This is a genomic window from Nitrospira sp., assembly GCA_024998565.1.
Classification (GTDB): Bacteria; Nitrospirota; Nitrospiria; order Nitrospirales; family Nitrospiraceae; genus Nitrospira_A.
Genome location: JACOEM010000011.1, coordinates 32,230 through 50,347, shown reverse-complemented (window position 1 = coordinate 50,347; position 18,118 = coordinate 32,230). Strand labels below are relative to the sequence as shown.

Genomic DNA, 18,118 nt, shown 5'->3' with positions numbered 1-18,118 from the left:
ATCCGCCTATGGTTTGAGCTGACCGAGCAGTTCCTGCGCCGCGGCTGCCTGTTCTCCGCCCTTGTCCAAGTTTGAGACCTTTGCGAGAGCCTCACGCGCCCGCACATCGAATCCGAGTTTGTGATACACGCGCGCCAACTCCAATTGAAGCATGGCGGGAGGGACGTTCGGCGGCGTGACGGTCGTCGCGTCCTCCAACACCTCCATCGCTCCCTGTAGATCGCCTTCGTGCATCAAGGCTTTTCCCAGGTGGAAGCGGGCCAGATCCGGTGTCGGATAGAGCGGATTGCTGAGCGCCTGTCGATACGCCGCGATGGCTTCTTTCCATCGATCCTGATTGGCGAGCACCTGCCCGAGGTAGGTGTTTGCCTCGGCATAGTCCCCGTCGATACGAATCGCCTCACGGAACGATTCCTCGGCGAGCTTGAATCGACCCTGCGACGAATAGATATGTCCCAAGCCGTAGTGCGCTTCCTTATTGTCGGGATTGAGCTTCACCGCCTTCTGAAAGGACACATAGGCCTGCTGTTGGTCGGAACTCAGCCGGGCGACCCCTTCCTGATAGAACCCTTTCGACTTGCGCAGGTTCTCTTCGTTGGCGCACCCGCTCAACACACACAAGCCCAGGAGCAATACCACCCAGCGTGCCCCCGCGCCAACAGAAGCGGTGTGCGCGGCGCGAGCCTGCTCTCGGCGAGTTGTCGTCATGCCTCAATGTCCTCAAAGTGAGTGAGACGCTTGAATTCTTTGAAACGCGCCTCAATCTCTTTGTAATCCAGGATCCTCAATCGGTCAAGGCTAAAGGCTTCTACTGTAAACGAGGCCATGACGCTGCCGAAAATGATGGCTTGCCGCATCGCCTCGGGAGACCGGTTTCCTGTCGCGGCCAGGTAACCGAGAAATCCTCCGGCGAACGTATCGCCCGCACCGGTCGGATCTCTCACGTCGTCCAGCGGGAAGGCCGGAGCCCCGAAGACTTGCTTGTCGTTAAACATCAGGACGCCATATTCACCGCGCTTGACGATCAGGTGCTTGGGGCCCCGGGCGAGAATCTTCTTGGCGACCTTGACGAGATTCGTATCCTCTCCCAGGGCCCGAGCCTCGCCGTCGTTGATGATGAGAATGTCGATGTGCTGCAGCACGTTCCAGAGTGCGTCACGCTTGCCGTTGATCCAGAAGTTCATCGTGTCGCAGGCGACCAGCGCAGGACGTTTCACCTGCTGCAAGACATCCAGCTGCAAATTCGGATCGATGTTGCCCAGAAAGAGCACATCGGGCGAACTGTACTGCGCGGGAATCTTGGGGCGAAACGTCTCGAACACATTCAAGCGGGTATCGAGCGTCTGCGCTTCGTTCAGTTGGTGCGAATAGGCCCCCTTCCAGCGGAACGTGGCACCCGGCCGCCGTTCCAGGCCGGTTAAATCGATCTTTCGGCTTTTGAGAAACGCCACGTGTTGCTCCGGGAAATCCTCCCCGACAACCGCGATCAAATCGACTGAGGTGAAGTAACTCGCGGCCGTCGAAAAATACGTCGCCGATCCCCCGAGTACTTCGGTGACCTCACCGAACGGCGTTTTGACGGTATCCAGCGCCACCGATCCCACGACTAATAATTTACCCATGCCTCACCGTTTTCCTTTCCGCGTCCGCACAGAGGGAGCAATCAATAAGTTGAGCCGTCGCTTCGCCGTGGCGGAGATGCCATCCGGCGCAGTGACAATGGCGGTCTGAAGCGCCTGATGACAGGCGCAAGCCCGGTCCGGCGCCAGTTTGGGCACTGCCGCCTTCAATAATTGTTTCGCCAGCGCAACATTCTTATGCAGCGTGGCCAGAATAGCTTCGACGGTAACCGCCTCTTCGGTGTCATGCCAGCAGTCGTAGTCCGTCGCCAGCGCAACGGTCGCGTAACAAAGCTCCGCTTCACGGGCAAGTTTGGCTTCCGGCATATTGGTCATCCCGATGACATCCACCCCCCACTGGCGATACAACCGGGACTCCGCCTTGGTAGAAAACTGAGGGCCTTCCATACATACGTAGGTTCCACCGCGTTGAAGTCGCGCCCCCACGGATCGCCCTGCCTGCTCCAACACATCCGCCACCGACGAACAGACCGGCTCCCCGAATCCGACATGCGCCACAATGCCCTCATCGAAAAACGTCGAGACTCTGCGCTTCGTCAGATCAATGAACTGATCCGGCAGCACGACGTCGCCGGGACGGATGGATTCTTTCATGCTGCCGACGGCGCTGACCGAAATCACCTGCGTCACCCCGAGCGATTTCAACGCATAGATATTGGCGCGATAGTTGATGCTGCTGGGACTAAGCCGGTGCCCCCGCCCATGGCGTGAGAGAAACGCCACCCGGATGCCACCCAATACGCCGACCCGAATGGCATCGGACGGCGCGCCGAATGGCGTTCGAACGCGCACCTCCCGAACCCGCTCCAATCCTTCAATGTCGTACAACCCACTGCCGCCGATAATCCCGATTGCGGCCTGCCCGGCCTTCTTTGATTCAGTCATGCGGTCGATTCCTGTTCCATGGTAAGCGACGGGTACGGCAGTCCCTCCGGCCGTCGAGGTGCTAGATCCTGTACGAATGAATGAACCATCTCCAGCAGACGCCCGGCCACATCCCCAGAACGATCCTGCTCAGTGAGCTCACACCAGCGTAATCCGGGTTCCTTCCGGAACCATGTCAACTGACGCTTGGCGAAATGTCTGGTATCGCGTTTCAACAGGCGGAGCGCCTCAGCCCGGTCGTATTCCCCGGCCAGATAGCCGGCAACCTGCTGATACCCCAGCCCCTTCATCGCACCCAACTCCCGCCCATACCCGTCGGCCAGCAGCCGTTCGGTTTCCTCCACCACGCCTCGCGCAAACATCGACTCGACTCGCGCGTCGATTCGGCGATACAGCTGCGCACGATCCCGATTCAGCCCGATGAGCAACACCGAAAACTCTTGCTCGGAAAAACGATGTTGCCGCTGCACATCCGACAGACGCTGGCCCGACAGATGATGCACTTCGAGCGCCCGCACGATTTTGACTTCGTCGTGAGGATGGAGCCGCGCGGCCGATTCGGGATCGACACGGGTCAATTCACGGTGCAGGAAATAACCGCCCTGCGTGCGGGCCTCCTGCACCAACGATTCTCGATAGGCCTGATCTGCGCGCGGAGCCTCACACAATCCATGAATCAGCGTCCGCACGTACAGTCCTGTGCCGCCAACGATCAACGGCAACCGGCCGGCGCCATACAGTCGATCAATCTCCTGCATTGCCAGCCGGCGATACTGTCCGGCGTTAAACGGCTCGTCGGGATCGACCAGATCGATAAGGCGGTGCGGCACGCCCTGCCGCTGCTCCGGCGGCGGCTTGTCGGTCGCAATGTCCATCCCGCGATAGACCTGGCGCGAATCCGCCGTCAGCAACTCCGTATCCAGCGCATGCGCCAACCGAAGGCCGATTTCGCTCTTTCCCACCGCAGTCGGACCGACCAGCAGCACCAGGGGCCGCGACGCTCGCTGTGATTCCGACAGTCGCACCATCCCCGGACTCCCTTTTCCTATGCGCGATCGAACAAGCGAGCCAGTTCATCGCCCGAGAGACGGAAGGCCACACGGCGGCCGTGCGGACAGGTCATGATCGACCCCTCGGCCACCCAATCCTGCGCCAGTTGCCTGATCTCGGGAAGCGCCATCGCCCGGCCCGCCCGAACAGCCCCGTGGCAAGCCAGTGATGCAAGAATGGGCTTCACCTTCGTTTCCAGCGAGGAAATCGAATCCCACTGCTCAAGATCGTCAATCAGATCTTGAACCAGCGCGGCCAGGTCAGGATGGCCCAACATCACCGGCAGACTGCGGATTAAGAAGGAGGAGGGCCCGAATGGTTCGATGAGCAGCCCGAGTCGTTCCAGTTCCGCCAGATGCCGCTGAAGGATGAGAGCCTGTTGAACGGGCAACTCCAACGGTTCCGGCAACAGCAGCGGCTGGGACGGCAAGCTCTTGCCATGCCAGGCTCGCAACAGTCGCTCAAATAAGACCCGCTCGTGGGCCGTATGTTGATCGATCACCCGGAGTTCATCGCCCACCTGCGCAATCACATACGTGCGGTGCATCTGGCCGAGTGGAACAATATCCACGGCCTCGCCCGCTTGATAGGGAGTGCCGCCCTCCTCGACAAATGAGGTTTGGCTCTCAGCTGAGGGTGTCGGCGGAAGAGGCACATTCACGCGTGCGAATGATGAATACGACCGGGCTACCGGCTCGACACCGGTTCCCACGACGGGAGGCATGGCATTCGATACTCCGTTCCCATCCGGGTAGGCGTGAGCGGCCCCCGCCATCGACGATTCAATCTGAGCGCGGCCAAGTGTCTGGCGCACGGCAGAACGAACCAACTGATGAATCTGTTCATTATCGGCGAACCGGACCTCTCGTTTGGTCGGATGCACGTTGACATCGACCCGCTGGGGCTCGACATCAAGAAACAGCACGAACAGCGGAGCATGCCCCTTTGCGAGAAACGCACTGTAGCCATCCACGACCGCATGTTGCACGGTGCTGTTTTTGATGGGCCGGCGATTGACGAAGAGTTCCTGCGGCGTGCGCCCGGCGCGCGCCCGCACCGGATCGATGATGAAGCCCTTCAGGGACAGGCCGTTCTGCTGAACATCGACGGCCAGCGCCCGATCACCGAATGCAGCGCGATACACCTGCAGCACACGATCGCGGGGCGAAGACACGGCCGGCAGCGCGAAGACCTCATAGCCGTTATGAATCAACCGCACGTGTACCTGCGGCGACGCTAACGCGGCCTGCTGCACCACATGGCTGATATGGGAAAACTCTGTCGTGGTCGATTTGAGAAACTTCCTGCGGGCGGGCGTATTGTAGAAGAGCTCCGAGACCTCGATGGATGTCCCAGGAATTGCCGCGGCATCCTCGACTCGCGTGATGGTCCCCGCCGTGAGCCAGAGCTGCGTGCCCACCTGCTCCTGGCGGGACAACGTCGTGAGCCTGACTTTCGATACGGCTGCGATGCTGGGCAAGGCCTCGCCGCGAAAGCCCATGGTGCGAATGGCGCCGAGCTGCTGATCCGATTGCAATTTACTGGTGGCGTGACGCTCAAACGCGAGAGAGGCATCGCGGCGGGACATCCCCTCGCCGTCGTCAGTGACACGGATCAGTCCGAGGCCCCCGTCCTTGACCTCGACGGTGATCGTGCTGCTGCCGGCATCCAGACTGTTTTCGACCAGCTCTTTGACGACCGCAGCCGGACGCTCGACCACCTCCCCTGCCGCAATGCGGCCGATGACATCGCTTGGCAGAACCTGAATCTTTCCCACACTACTCGCTATGTCCATGGGAAGAAACGCTCCCTGAGATTCGAACCGAGGATGAGCGGATGGAGAGAGGACCGTGCAGCAGGCCCAAGGTCATCGAATTTCGGCCATCTTCGTCTTCGCGAGCTTGGCTTCATCCGACGTCGAATATTCCTCGATGACCCGCTTCAGATATTTGCGCGATTTTGCGGTATCGCCGGTTTCGGCGGCCGACAAGCCCAACTTGAAGAGCGCGGCCGGAACCTTCTCATTGCCCGCATACTCGTTCACGACGTGTTCGAACGACTGCATCGCCCGAATATAATCCTTCTGGCCGTAGTACGATTCACCGAGCCAATAATGCGCGTTCGGGGTCAGCGAGGTCGAGGGAAAATCCTTGATGAACCGCTGAAATCCGCCCACGGCAAGATCGAACTTGCCGTTGAGATAGTCGTTATAGGCGAGATTGAAGGCCGAGGTCGGCGTAATCGACGGCACGCCGGGCATGATGGTCGCCGGCTCAATGGGCCCCGACGGCTTCGAGACACGCGCCTGACGACTGACTTCGGCGAGCGCGAGATCCGACCGAATGGAGGCCGCTTGGGCCAGTTGGGTTTCCTCAATCTTAGCCAGACGGCCCTCAAGCTTCTGAAGTCGGGTCAACGCATCGTCGAGCCGCAGCTTCCCGCCTTCCGGCTCCCGAACGCGTTCGAGCGACTCCAGTCGGCGCTGCATCGCCTCAAACCGCTTCTGTTCCTGATCCTGGGTCCGGGCGATGATCGAGACCTGATCACGGATCTCCAGGAAATCGGCGTGTTTCGCACACCCTGCCAACACCAGTCCGCAGGTCAGGCCCGCCCCCACCTGCAATGCCTCCACGAATCGGAGCTTCATCGTTAGTGCAACTCCTTTAGTTGATTCAGTTTGTCCATCGCCTTATTGGCTTCCGGAGATTTCGGATACAGGTCGATGACCTGCTTGAGCGCCGAGGCGGCTTTCTTTCGATCTTTGAGCGCCAGATAGGCATAGCCCTTCTTCAAGAGGGCAGCCGGCACTTTTTCGCTGGCGGGATGGTTCAACTGCACTTGATCATACGCATCGATGGCGCGCGAGAAATCTTTCTTCCCGTAATAGGACTCGCCCAGCCAGAACCGCGCATTGGGAGCCAGGTCCGAGTGAGGATGTTGCAGGAGAAATTCCGCGAAACCCTGGCGCGCCCCGTCCAAATCGCCGTCTTTAAACCGGGTCAACGTCCGCTCATACGACTCACGATCCGCCATCAGGGCCGCGCTACGATTTTCCGAGCGAGACATCGACCCGCTTGACGGGACAGGAGACGACGTTGGCGGCGAGACGGCTTCCGGCGGCGGCATGGCCTGCGACTGTGCAAGCGGCGCCACTTCCGCGACGGCCGGCGCCTGCTCGGCCCGCTGCGACGCGCTGACGCGCAAAGCCGACAGATGCTGCTCGACCTGCTTCAAGAACGCGTGTTGATTCTCCAGGTTCTTGTCCAGGGTCTGGATTTGCGCCTGCACATGACCCAGTTCGCGCGTCGTCTCATCGATACGGCGCTCATGGTCATCTTCGCGGGACACGAATTTACCGCCGGCATTTTCCAACGCCTTCGCCACCGAGGCCACGCTCCGGTTCACTTCGTTCAAGTGTTCCGCCGTCACCTTGTTGTCCGCCTCGATTTTCCCCGCCAATGCATCCGTCCGCTTATTCAACGCCACAGTGTCCTGCTCCAGCGACGCAGCCAGATGCTTGACGGCCTGGTCCTGCTGAACGACACGTTCTCCTAAGTTACCCAATGCCTGCTTGAAGTCCACTAATGCCTGGTTGAGCTTGGAGACCTGGTCCGCCAACACCTTGTTCTGCGAATCGAGCTGCGCCACGTTTTGCGACCGCGTTTCGAGACCGTGCAAGACCTTCTGCTGATCATCCAGACGGGAATCGACTTTTTGCGCAAGCACCGTCGTGGTCTTCTGCATGGCATCCAGAACATTCTTCTGAATGGCGTCCATGTGAGCGGTGACTTGATCTAACCGAGCCGTCACCGCTGCAAATTCCGCCCGGTTCCGGTCCCGCTCCCCTTTGAGCAAAGCATCCTGATCGACCAGCTGCTTCTCGACCCAACCCAGTCGCTTGCTTTCTTCAGCGGAGCGTTTCTCGCTTTCGCCAAGTCGTTGGTTGACCTTCGAATCCTGGGAGGCCAGCTTAGCCAGCAAATCATCCTGCCGCGCTTCCAGGCTCTGGGTTCGGTGTATGGCCTTATCGACATCGCCGCGCAAGGAAGGGATGTCCTGCTCGCGCAAGGATACGATTTCCTGGTTTTGCCGGGCCCTGGTCTGAGCCTGCTCCTCCGTCTGTTGCTTGATTCGGCGCTGGAGTTCACGCTCCGTCTGCTTCAGGTCGGCCTGCTGTGCCACACATCCCGACAACAAGGCCAACCCAGACGCAACCAGCACAAGCACACCGAGTCGGGCCGGCGCAGTATGGCTGCCGACCGCTCCGAGGCGCCCGCGTGAGGAGTGCGTTACCATTTCACTTCGATATGGCCATCCACTGTCCATGACAGGTCTCCCTTACCCGGCGTTGCTCCGGAGAATCATGTCACATCATCCCTGATCGGAACAGTTATTTCGACCGGACGACCACGTGGCCGCGGCGGTTCTGCTGATAGCAGCTTTCGCTCCGCTCGTTGCAGAATGGTCGTTCCTTGCCGTAGGACACCACCGCCAACCGGTTGGCACCCACACCGAGCTCGACCAGATAGTTCCGCACGGCTTTGGCGCGCTTTTCGCCCAACACCAGATTGTAGGCCAGCGTGCCGCGCTCGTCGCAATGACCTTCGATCTTCACGAGTGCACCCGCATTCGCTTTGATCCACTGCGCATCCTGCGTCAAGGATTGCCGCCCCTCTTCGGTGATGGTCCAGCTGTCATAACCAAAGAACACGTCGCGCAATCCGGCTTCCGCGGATGCCGCCTGTTCCTTGGCTTGTTCGCGGCGAATGTCCTCGATCTGACGAGCGGTGCTCTCCGACGGCTCGACCTTGGCCAACATCGTGCCCCCGCCACCCAGGCGTTCTTCGGACGGGGCTTTTCCTCCCGACACCGAATCGAACCCACGCAATCCGCCGGTCTCCAAATCATCCGGCTTGCTGGAGAGAGACAAGTCCGGGAATGTCGCACTGGGAGCATCCATCCCCCCGGTTGACGCGAGTGGAGCCGGAGCAGGCCCGCCCGACTTGGCCATACCACGCTCCGTTGACTGCGCGTCACCACCCGACTGAATAGACTTCTTCGAGCACCCACCCTGCATGACCAACAGCATCCCGACTGTCAGTGTCAGGCCCATTGTCGCTACCGGTATCCTCATATCGTGACTCCTCATGACTGGTGAATGGTTAATCTATACAAACTCTGCATGGCCTAAATGATCGTACTTACAGCGCCGGGGACCAGGACGGCGAACTATTGTGCGTACCACCGAATGTGATGCGTTCCAACCCTTTCCCGTCCGTATCCACCATATAGATGTGGCTTTTGCCGTCGACGGTCGAACTGAACGTGATATGCCGGCCGTCGGGAGACCAGGACGGCGAGTCATCGATCCCGGGCCCCGTCGTGACCTGAACCCGCTTCTGTCCGTCCGGGGACACGGTACAGATCTTATACAACCGCTGGGCGGTCCGGCAGACATACGCAATCCAGTTGCCGCGCGGCGACCAGGCCGGAGCGGCATTGTAGTCGCCTTCATAGGTCAGGCGACGAACGTTGGACCCATCTGCGCTCATGATGAAGACCTGAGGAGCGCCTCCGCGGTCCGAGGTAAACGCAATCTCGCGGCCGGTGGGCGACCAGGTCGGCGAGAGATCGCCCCCTTGATTCACTGTCAGCCGCTGCGGGGTCTTGGTACGCGTATCAAGTTTATAAATTTCGGAATTGCCGTCCTGACTGCTGGCAAACGCCAGAAAATTCCCGTCGGGTGACAAGGCAGGCGTAATGTTCAGACCCGCCATTGAGACCAGCGTCCACCGTTTGCCGGTCGCCAGTTCCAGGATATCGATGTCCTGGGTATTCCGGCTCCGATAGGCTGTGAACACAATGAACCGTCGATCCGGCGACCAGCGCGGCATCAGATTCAGAAAACCATCCGCCGTAATCTGCTTAGGCTCATATCCGTCGTAGTCCATCACGAACAACTCACGGGCATTCCCATGCTCCGCGACATACACAATTTTGGTCCTGGCGATGCCCGGCTCGCCGGTATACCGAAACACCAATTCATCGGCAAACCGGTGCGCCATCAGCCGCACGACCGAGGTCGAGCCCACATAACGTTTTCCACCGACGACTTCATCGCTGCCGCTGTCGTAGACGAAGCCGTCCATCAGCAGCTCACTCTCTTTGCTGCCGTTCTTCTGGCCCGACTTCCCCCAGACCAGCACAGAGACGCCGTTCTCTGCCGCCTGCTTAAAGATCGCCTTGTCGGTGGTCGACACTTCGCGAGCCTTCACTCCGATGGCAGGTAGATCCACCAACGAAAAGACCAGAGACCGCTGAAGGTCCGCCTTCAGCACTTCCTCGATCCGGCCCCCGAGCCATTCAGGACCGCCGCCGTTCTGAAAACCGAATACTCCAATGGGAATCTTTTGAAAGTCCGGCCGGGTCGCCTCCAGAAACACATCGGTCGCGCGGGAATCCAGAATCCCGAAGAGACCGGCTCCCACCACGACACAGAGGGCAATCATAAGACCAATGATCACACGATTCATCCTGCAGCCTCGCCTACGGCAAAAGTAAAGTGGGCATCAAAGTAGGAATCCGTCAGATCCGGCGGAAAGGGCGGCAACGGAATCGCGCTCTGCACGGCCCGTTGCGCAGCCATATCATAATAATCGTTGCCGGACGACTGTTCGATGATGACCGACCCCACCCGGCCATCGCGCTCCAAACGGAACCGTATGGTGACGGTCAGAGCCTTTCCTGAAAGATCGACCGGCGGCGCCGTCCAGAAACCGCTGATTCGTGCCTGCACACGGGCCAGGTATTGATTCGATCCCGGCATCCCTGCCACGCGCAACCGAGTTTCAGGCTTGCTGCGGGGGACACTCGCGGTCACTGGCGGAGCACTGGCGACCGGCTGCGGTTCACGGAACATCGGCTTCACCTCCCGCACCGGCTCAGTCGCTTTGACCGGCGGAAGGGATGGCAGTTTCTTCAAATCCTGCAGTTCGCGATCGAGGTCGTTATTCATCTCCTCAGAGAGAGAAGCGCGCTTCGTGGGAGGCACAGCTGGCTTGGGAGGCTCCTGCGGAGGCGCGGTCTGGGCGGCGGCCATCTCAGGCACGTTCAATTTCTTCAGCATCGCATCCAGGTCAGATCGCTCAGGTCCACCCACTTTCGGCTGAGCAGACTTTTTCACCTCTGCCGGTTTCATCGGGGCCAGATCGCCGTACTGCGGCGCGTTCGGCGGCAACTCGATATCTTTCATCACATCCCGAAGCACATCCGCCCGATTGGTCACAGGGGCGGAAGAAGGCGACTTCGCAGCCTGCGGAACCGGCTGTGGCGCCGCCAGCACAGGAGCCTGCAACCGAGGCGCAGGAGCCGGTGCCGGAGCTGGCGGCGCGGGCTTGGCTACCGGGGCGGCCTGGACCGGAGGCGGAATCGGAGGCGGTGTTGGGGTCTGCACCGGCCTAGGAGGCACGGGAATCGGAGCAGACTGAACCGGTTTGGGAGTGGAATGCGGAACCGCCTTCTCGACTTTTTCAACTTTTGGTTCGGGCTTCGCTTCCACGGGCGGCAAGGTGACCAACGAGACTTCCACCGCCGACAAGGGACGTTCTGTTTTCTTAAAGAACTTGGCACCCATAATTACGGACAGGAGGCACAGGTGGAGTACTAGGGACACCACAACCGTCTTGCGAAGACGGCCGCTTCCGGCTTCCCCCATCTCCCCGATCAGAAAGAGCGCGGTATGTCTTGGCAGGGCTTGGAACGTCATGACTTGCGATACGACCGTGTGGCGCGCGAGTCGCGGCGCCGCTATCTTTTGCGTGGCTGCGCGGGGGTCGCGACCGACTCACTCACGCGTTCGGCACCTGTAGGCTCCGTCACCATACCAAGCTTCTCTATCCCGGCTTTCTTCACACTGTCCATTACCTGCACCACGATGCCGTACGGCACGTCCCGATCGGCGCGGAGATAGAGCGAAACATCGGGGCTTTGATCTTTCAAGGCCCGCAGTTTCCGCTCGAGTTGCACGACACTCACCGCATCCTTATCCAAATACAAACGCTGATCGCGCTCAATGGACAAAACCGCTCTGGCTTCAGGCTTAATCGTATTGCTGGCGGACTTGGGAAGGTTGATATCCATCCCGCGATACAACATCGGGGCGGTGACCATGAAAATCACGAGCAGCACCAACACCACGTCCACCAACGGGATCACGTTGATCTCCGCCATGAACCGCCGGTGCCTGGTCTCCGACGTCACAACTGCCCCCCAACCGCGGCCTGCTTCATCCGAGTCTGCAATGAACGCATGGCCTCCACCGTGAACGATTCGATCCGGAAGACGGTCTTGCGAATGCGGGTCAGATAATAGTTGTAGAAGATCACGGCAGGAATAGCGGTAAACAATCCCGCCGCCGTCGCCACCAACGCTTCGGACACGCCGGGCGCTACAGCCGCGATGCTCGCAGTCCCCTGAGTCCCGATCTCACGAAACGAGTCGATGATGCCTAAGACCGTCCCCAACAATCCGATGAAGGGGGTAATGTTCCCCGTCGTGGCCAGCACGGGCAGATACGATTCCAAATGCGAGACCTGGTTCTGCACCAGATAGGCCACGGTCTTGTCCATGTACTGATGATCGATCGCAGCCACCGGCTCCTTCGAGGCACCGGCCGATTGAGACGCACTCACTGTGCCATCTCCGGACACCGTCAGCACGCGATCCATAATGCCCTGAAACACACGCGCGCTCGGGCTGCCGTCGGCTCGCTTCGATTGGCGATACAATTCATCGAGGTCGCGGATCTTCGTGAACGCGCTGAAAAACCGCTGATCCTCGCGATCCGCCGCTTTAAAAGTCCGCCATTTGTAGAAAATCACGCCCCAGGAAAGAATCGACGCGACAAAGAGCAGCAGGAGAACGATTTTCGAGACCGCCCCCAGCGAGCCCACCAACCCCATTACGCCTGATTGGAACATGAGCCTAGACCTTTCCCTTCACATGGCGTCGCATGAAAACGGTAGCATGGATTGTACCAAAAGCTGGGGGAATGGCGGGGCCGACGGGATTTGAACCCGCGACTTCCAGATTGACAATCTGGCGTCCTAACCAGGCTGAACGACGGCCCCACGCAACCCAAGATGGCGGAAGAAGAGTTCAGATCTTCAGAATCAAACAGTCTAAATACGGTAGAGTGTACTCTTGTACATCACTACTAATGGATAAGGCAATGCCTTACGCGCAATTCCCTGTATTTCTTCATTGGTAGGCGGAACAGGGATCGAACCTGTGACCTCTGCCTTGTAAGGGCAGCGCTCTCCCAATTGAGCTATCCGCCCGATTTTTCTCGCTCTCGGCAGATTTTCGGGATGCTATCAACTCCACAAAGCAGTGTCAACCAGGAATGCTGCATTATTCTTGCAGGATTCTCGCAATGCCAAAATTTCTCTCGCGAGATTCCCAATCACGCACGCCGCGAAAGCCGACACTCACCGGCGCGATCTGTTGCGCGGGAAACACGCAGTGTGGACTTTTTTCAACTGTGACGAGTCCACATGCGTATAAATTTGCGTCGTCGCGATGTCGGCATGACCCAACATCGCCTGCACGGATCGCAAGTCAGCGCCCCGTTGCAACAAGTGCGTGGCGAAGGAATGTCGCAGCATATGCGGTGAAGGAATCCTCTTGATGCCGGCCCGATGCGCACGCGCGCGGAGCAATTTCCAGAACGCCTGCCTCGTGAGCGGCGTGCCGCGACGGCTCACGAACACAAATCGTGACGACCGCTGTTTCAGCAACGCCGGTCGCGCAGCGAGCAGATAACCCTGTAAGGCCTCAATCGCCGGCCGCCCAATCGGCACGATACGTTGCTTATCGCCCTTGCCGGTAATGCCGATATAGCCGACATCCAGATTGCACTGGTCCACCCGCAGCGAAATCAATTCCGACACACGTACTCCGGCGGCATAAAGCACCTCCACCATCGCGCGATCACGCTGATCTTCCGGCAACGGACGGGGCGGCACATCGAGAAGACGCGTCACCTCCTCGGGACTGAGCGTTTTCGGTAACCGTCGGGCGCGCGAGGCGCTGCGCACACTCACGGTCGGGTTGGCGGCAATCATCCCCTCCTGCTTCAGAAAGCGGAAGAGACTTCTGACTGCGGCAAGCGCGCGCGCACGGGACGACGACGCAAGGCCCGACTGATGCAGATGATCGAGAAATCCGGCCAGCAGCGGAGGCGACATCGCGCGCACATCAGAGACCTGCTGATCGCGAAGGTAGTGTTGAAAGCTCGCGACGTCCCGCTGATATGCCAGCAACGTATTGCGCGACAAGCCCCGCGCGATCCGCACATGATCCCAGTAGCGCTCGATGAACGGCCCCAACGGGAGTCGCTCCGGGACCGGCGCAGACAGGTCTTCCGACTCACGGCTCATGGCAAATACCCTCGCTGGATGCGACGAGGAACAGGCTGCGCCGACTATAGCCAAGCCTTTCTCCGAACACAACGCATCGTCCTCAAGTTACCTTGACACCCCCGCACCTGTTTCCTATAGTAGCCTCACTTGCGGCGAGAGCGTTCGCCATGCACAGGAGTCAATGGTTCCTCGATCAGTACCCCGCGCCCCGCATCTCCGCGCGTGCAGCGTCGCCCTCGCGGTGGCGTTCCTCGCGGGCCTCGTCACGCTCGGTGAGGCAGCCCCGGCCAAAAAGAATCCAGCACCGCCCCGCACAGAACAATCGAAACCACCAACTGCCGCCGGCCAGTCCGCCCTCGACCAGGCCAAACGTCTGATCGACTCGGAACAACCGGAAGCCGCAGCGGTCATGCTGCGACGCTTCATCGAAAGCGGCCCTGTGCCGGACCTCCTCGACGACGCCTATTTGTTGATGGCTGCCGCCATGTTCGGCATGAAGGAACATGCGGAAACCGTCCGCTACGTCAACCAGCTGCTCGGCGAATTTCCCAGCTCGGACCTGGCCGATCGAGCCAAACTGCTGCTCGCTAAAACTCACGCGCGCGCGGGCAATCTCGACCTGGCGCTCCCGCTGCTCTCCGAGGTACGCAGCCTCTCCGCCGATCCCGCCATCAAGCGCGATGCGCTGCGGCTCACCGGCGACTTCCAGGCACAGAAGAAAGATTACCTCCGAGCCATTCAAGCCTGGCTGGATGAGATTCCGCTGGATGCCGGCGACCAGGCTCACGACACCGAAGGCCAGATCCGGCAACTCGTCAATGAGCAACTCGACGCCCCGGCGCTCGTGCGCGTCCGAGAGGCCTACCCGAAATCATTTCCGGGAGATCTGGCATCCATCAAGCTCATCGAGCTCCATACCGCCGCCGGAGAAGATCATCTGGTCGAACGGGATTTGCGCCTCTTCCTGAGCCGCTTCCCCAACCATCCCTATGCCGCAAAAGCGGCCGACCTCCAGGCGGTGGTGCGGACAAAGTTCAAATCACATCCCTACTCCATTGCCGCCATTTTTCCCATGTCCGGAAAACTGGCACCGTTCGGCACCGAAGTCTTGAACGGGATTCAACTCGCGCTGGAACGACCGAAGGACGGCGGTGAAAGTCCGTCCATCGGCCTGATCGTGAAGGATACGGAATCCGACCGGACGGCCTTTCTGGATGAACTCTCCGGCGTATTGTCCGACGATCGTCCGCTCGCCGTGATCGGCCCGCTCCTGTCCAAGAACCTGCCCGTGATGGCTGAAATGGCCGAACGGACACGTATTCCGCTGATCACGCCCAGCGCCACCGCCCCGAACCTGCGACGGTTCGGCAACTACGTCTTCAGCACGGCACTCACGTACGGACATCAGGCCAAACGTGTGGCGGACTACGCGGTCAAGGAGCAACAGTTCAAACGCGTCGCCATTCTCTATCCCGATACCGCCTACGGCCGCGACCTGGCCCGCTTGTTCGCGCAAGAAATCCGGCAACAGGACGGAGAACTGATCGTGAGCGAGCCCTACAAGGAAGGCGACAGCGACTTTCGCGCCGTGATCGGCAAGCTCAAAGCCGAGGATCTGAAGAAATACGGCGTGGAAGTGCAAGTCGACAACGATCCGGCCAAAACCGGGATCAGACAGGGAGGCAAGAAAGGCAAGCGCCTGCTCTACTCACCGGGGTTCGACGCGGTCTTCATCCCGGGACGTTCGCTGGATGTAGGGCTGCTGGCAGCCCAATTGGCGTTTTTTGACATCGCGGTTCCGTTGCTTGGGGCCAACGGATGGAACACTCCTGATTTCGCGCGGGTCGCCGATCGAACCGTCGAGGGAGGCGTCTTTGCCGACGGATTTTTCGCCGAGAGCAGCAGTCCGGTGGTACAGGAATTTGTGGAACGGTATCGCAAGCGATTTCAAGCCACGCCCTCGCTCTTCGCCGCTCAGGGCTATGACGCCGCGCGATTGGCCGTGGAAGCCATCCGGCGAGGTGCGACCTCCGGAGAGGCCGTACGCGACTTTTTGATGATGCAACATGACCTGCCGACTCTGAGCGGCCCCAGCGGGTTCAATCCCGACGGCACACTCAATCGCCGGGTCTTTCTGATTCAAGTCAAGCAGGGAAAGTTCGTCCCGCTGGACTGACGGATGCGGCGCCGGTGGTAAGAAAATCGAACCGTTGAAATTTCCGGCGAGATCGATCAGCGACTCAGAATGCTCATAAGGACCGTCCGGCAAGGCCGCCGCGAGCGAAGAGCCGAGACAGGGCAAGAACGAGGCCGGCGGGCGTTTTCAGCATTCTGCGAGAACACAGGAGTGATGGTATGACGACGGGTCAGAAGCGGGTACTCAGCGGGATGCAGCCGAGCGGCCTGCTCCATCTTGGCAATTGGTTGGGCGCGTTGGAGAACTGGAACGCGCTGCAGGAGCAGTACGAGTGCTTCTTCTTCGTGGCGGACTGGCATGCCTTATCCTCCAACTACGCCGACACCAGCCGCATCAAAGAATATGTGCGGGAACTGCTGATCGATTGGCTGGCAGCCGGGATCGACCCGAAGCGCGCCACCGTTTTCGTCCAGTCCCAGGTGCCGGACCATGCCATTCTCCATCTGTTGTTTTCCATGATCATTCCGGTCTCCTGGCTGGAACGGAACCCGACCTACAAGGAGAAACAGGAAGAGATCAAGGAGCGCGACCTGAGCACCTACGGATTTCTGGGCTACCCGGTTCTGCAGGCCGCGGATATCCTGCTCTACAAACCCGATTTCGTGCCGGTGGGCAAAGACCAGTTACCGCACCTCGAACTCACGCGCGAACTCGCACGCCGTTTCAACAGTCTCTATCGCCCGGTGTTTCCCGACCCGCAGGAGCACCTCACCAAGTTTGCGAAGGTCCTGGGCACAGACGGGCGCAAGATGAGCAAGAGCTACGGCAACGCCATCAACCTCTCCGATCAGGAGCCCGTCGTCCGGCAAAAGATCAAGACTATGATCACCGATCCGGCGCGGGTGCGACGCCACGACCCCGGCAACCCGGATATCTGCCCCGTCTACGATTTTCACAAGATTTTCTCCCCGCTCCCGGTGATCGAGCAGATCAATCAAGACTGTCGCAAGGCGGCGATCGGTTGCATCGATTGCAAAAAGCTGGTGGCCGATCGCGTGGTGGAGCGCCTGGCGCCGATGTGGGACGCCCGCGCCACCCTCACCCAGCATCCGTCGCGCCTGGACGAGATCGCCGAAGACGGGCGCCGCCGCGCCACGGCCGTCTCATCGCAGACCATGGCCGAAGTGCGCGACGCCATGAAGATCTAGCAGGATGCGGAAAAAGTCCGCCAGCGGCGTTCTCGCAAGACACTGCCGCCTCACCGTCTCGGCGGCGTTCACAAACGTGACGCGCTTTATTCAGCGCGTCGTGAACCTCAGAAGCTCACCGTACAGCACGAGTACGATTCGCCTCTTCGCTCGCTGCGGCCTTGCTGGACGGCCTTTTTGCGCATCCTGCGGTGATTCTACCGCCGACACGGCACGTGAGTTGATCGCGACGTATTATGCAAAAAAATGAGTTGTTCCGCAGCCTGCTAGTTGCGCCGACGCAACAGCTGCGGGACTGGTTCTTAGAGTACAACGGGACTAGGCTGGTTTGGCGAGTTTGCGCCAGACATCGGTCAGTTGGCGCTGCACAGGCACTCGGATCTTCGTAAACGAGAGACCGAATTCGTTCGGCCGACACCAGCGCACGGTGGCTCCATCGATGAGAATGGGGTTGGCGCTGTCCCCCGGGAAAATGCACAGCTCCACCTCGGCGCCGACCAGCACCTGCACCGGGCTGAGAATTCGACAGCCGCCTGGAGACAGATCGGTCAGATCCCCGTCCCCGGCCAGCATCTTCCCCTTCATCGAAAAATGACTGCGAAACTGAACGTGAACACGTTCATGCTTGCGTTGATTCTTCATCGTGAATTCGGCCTCCGTGCCCGTTGAGCAACGGGCTGCGTCGCATCACCCGTCACGATAGGCCAGAACCCGCTAAAACACCAGCACTGCCTGATTCTTGGCAGAAAGGGTCCTGCGAAGCGCAGGGGGAACGAT

Annotated in this window: 16 protein-coding genes and 2 tRNA genes; 2 read left to right on the top strand and 16 right to left on the bottom strand. The window is 59.8% G+C overall.

The features are described 5' to 3' along the window. Window positions 1-6 precede the first annotated feature (6 nt). The 15 genes from H8K11_16325 to xerD all read right to left on the bottom strand — a co-directional run bounded on the left by H8K11_16325 (window position 7) and on the right by xerD (window position 14,014). Entirely contained in the window at window positions 7-708 is a 702-nt protein-coding gene (locus tag H8K11_16325) for a tetratricopeptide repeat protein (GenBank protein MCS6265317.1), read from the bottom strand. Then, complete coding sequence (locus tag H8K11_16320; GenBank protein ID MCS6265316.1) at window positions 705-1,622, bottom strand: sugar kinase; 918 nt, start codon at window positions 1,620-1,622, stop codon at window positions 705-707. Before H8K11_16320 ends, H8K11_16325 begins: the two co-directional genes overlap by 4 nt. A gap of 3 nt (window positions 1,623-1,625) precedes the next feature. Continuing rightward, entirely contained in the window at window positions 1,626-2,525 is a 900-nt protein-coding gene (gene mtnP, locus H8K11_16315; GenBank protein ID MCS6265315.1) for an S-methyl-5'-thioadenosine phosphorylase, read from the bottom strand. Next, window positions 2,522-3,553, bottom strand: coding sequence for a tRNA (adenosine(37)-N6)-dimethylallyltransferase MiaA (gene miaA, locus H8K11_16310; GenBank protein ID MCS6265314.1), 1,032 nt, complete (start codon window positions 3,551-3,553; stop codon window positions 2,522-2,524). The genes mtnP and miaA overlap by 4 nt, the downstream gene beginning before the upstream one ends. A 17-nt stretch (window positions 3,554-3,570) precedes the next feature. After that, window positions 3,571-5,370, bottom strand: a complete 1,800-nt coding sequence (gene mutL, locus H8K11_16305; protein ID MCS6265313.1) for a DNA mismatch repair endonuclease MutL — start codon at window positions 5,368-5,370, stop codon at window positions 3,571-3,573. A 72-nt stretch (window positions 5,371-5,442) separates the two neighbouring features. Next, entirely contained in the window at window positions 5,443-6,222 is a 780-nt protein-coding gene (gene ybgF / locus H8K11_16300; GenBank protein ID MCS6265312.1) for a tol-pal system protein YbgF, read from the bottom strand. A 2-nt stretch (window positions 6,223-6,224) separates the two neighbouring features. Then, window positions 6,225-7,901, bottom strand: a complete 1,677-nt coding sequence (ybgF, locus tag H8K11_16295; protein MCS6265311.1) for a tol-pal system protein YbgF — start codon at window positions 7,899-7,901, stop codon at window positions 6,225-6,227. Between the two features lie 64 nt (window positions 7,902-7,965). Then, window positions 7,966-8,709, bottom strand: a complete 744-nt coding sequence (locus tag H8K11_16290) for an OmpA family protein (GenBank protein MCS6265310.1) — start codon at window positions 8,707-8,709, stop codon at window positions 7,966-7,968. Between the two features lie 67 nt (window positions 8,710-8,776). Continuing rightward, on the bottom strand, window positions 8,777-10,099 hold the full coding sequence (tolB, locus tag H8K11_16285) for a Tol-Pal system beta propeller repeat protein TolB (protein MCS6265309.1): 1,323 nt from the start codon (window positions 10,097-10,099) through the stop codon (window positions 8,777-8,779). 5 nt (window positions 10,100-10,104) lie between these two features. Then, window positions 10,105-11,340 carry a TonB family protein gene (locus H8K11_16280; protein ID MCS6265308.1) on the bottom strand — a complete coding sequence of 412 codons (1,236 nt, stop codon included), beginning with the start codon at window positions 11,338-11,340 and terminating at the stop codon, window positions 10,105-10,107. Between the two features lie 41 nt (window positions 11,341-11,381). Continuing rightward, window positions 11,382-11,804 (bottom strand): biopolymer transporter ExbD, encoded by a 423-nt coding sequence (locus H8K11_16275; protein MCS6265307.1) that lies wholly within the window; start codon window positions 11,802-11,804, stop codon window positions 11,382-11,384. A gap of 26 nt (window positions 11,805-11,830) precedes the next feature. Further along, window positions 11,831-12,301 (bottom strand): MotA/TolQ/ExbB proton channel family protein, encoded by a 471-nt coding sequence (locus H8K11_16270; GenBank protein MCS6265306.1) that lies wholly within the window; start codon window positions 12,299-12,301, stop codon window positions 11,831-11,833. A gap of 324 nt (window positions 12,302-12,625) precedes the next feature. After that, window positions 12,626-12,703, bottom strand: a tRNA-Asp gene (locus H8K11_16265). A 134-nt stretch (window positions 12,704-12,837) separates the two neighbouring features. Next, window positions 12,838-12,913: transfer RNA gene (locus tag H8K11_16260), tRNA-Val, on the bottom strand. Between the two features lie 150 nt (window positions 12,914-13,063). Next, on the bottom strand, window positions 13,064-14,014 hold the full coding sequence (gene xerD / locus H8K11_16255) for a site-specific tyrosine recombinase XerD (GenBank protein MCS6265305.1): 951 nt from the start codon (window positions 14,012-14,014) through the stop codon (window positions 13,064-13,066). Window positions 14,015-14,177: 163 nt separating this feature from the next. Between xerD and H8K11_16250 the strand changes: the two genes are divergently transcribed. Continuing rightward, window positions 14,178-16,172 carry a penicillin-binding protein activator gene (locus tag H8K11_16250; GenBank protein ID MCS6265304.1) on the top strand — a complete coding sequence of 665 codons (1,995 nt, stop codon included), beginning with the start codon at window positions 14,178-14,180 and terminating at the stop codon, window positions 16,170-16,172. A gap of 179 nt (window positions 16,173-16,351) precedes the next feature. Further along, window positions 16,352-17,341: a tryptophan--tRNA ligase gene (gene trpS / locus H8K11_16245; protein MCS6265303.1), complete on the top strand. Its 990-nt coding sequence runs from the start codon at window positions 16,352-16,354 to the stop codon at window positions 17,339-17,341. A gap of 318 nt (window positions 17,342-17,659) precedes the next feature. Here the strand turns inward: trpS and H8K11_16240 are convergent, their stop codons facing one another. After that, on the bottom strand, window positions 17,660-17,983 hold the full coding sequence (locus H8K11_16240) for a PilZ domain-containing protein (protein MCS6265302.1): 324 nt from the start codon (window positions 17,981-17,983) through the stop codon (window positions 17,660-17,662). Window positions 17,984-18,118: the final 135 nt, after the last annotated feature.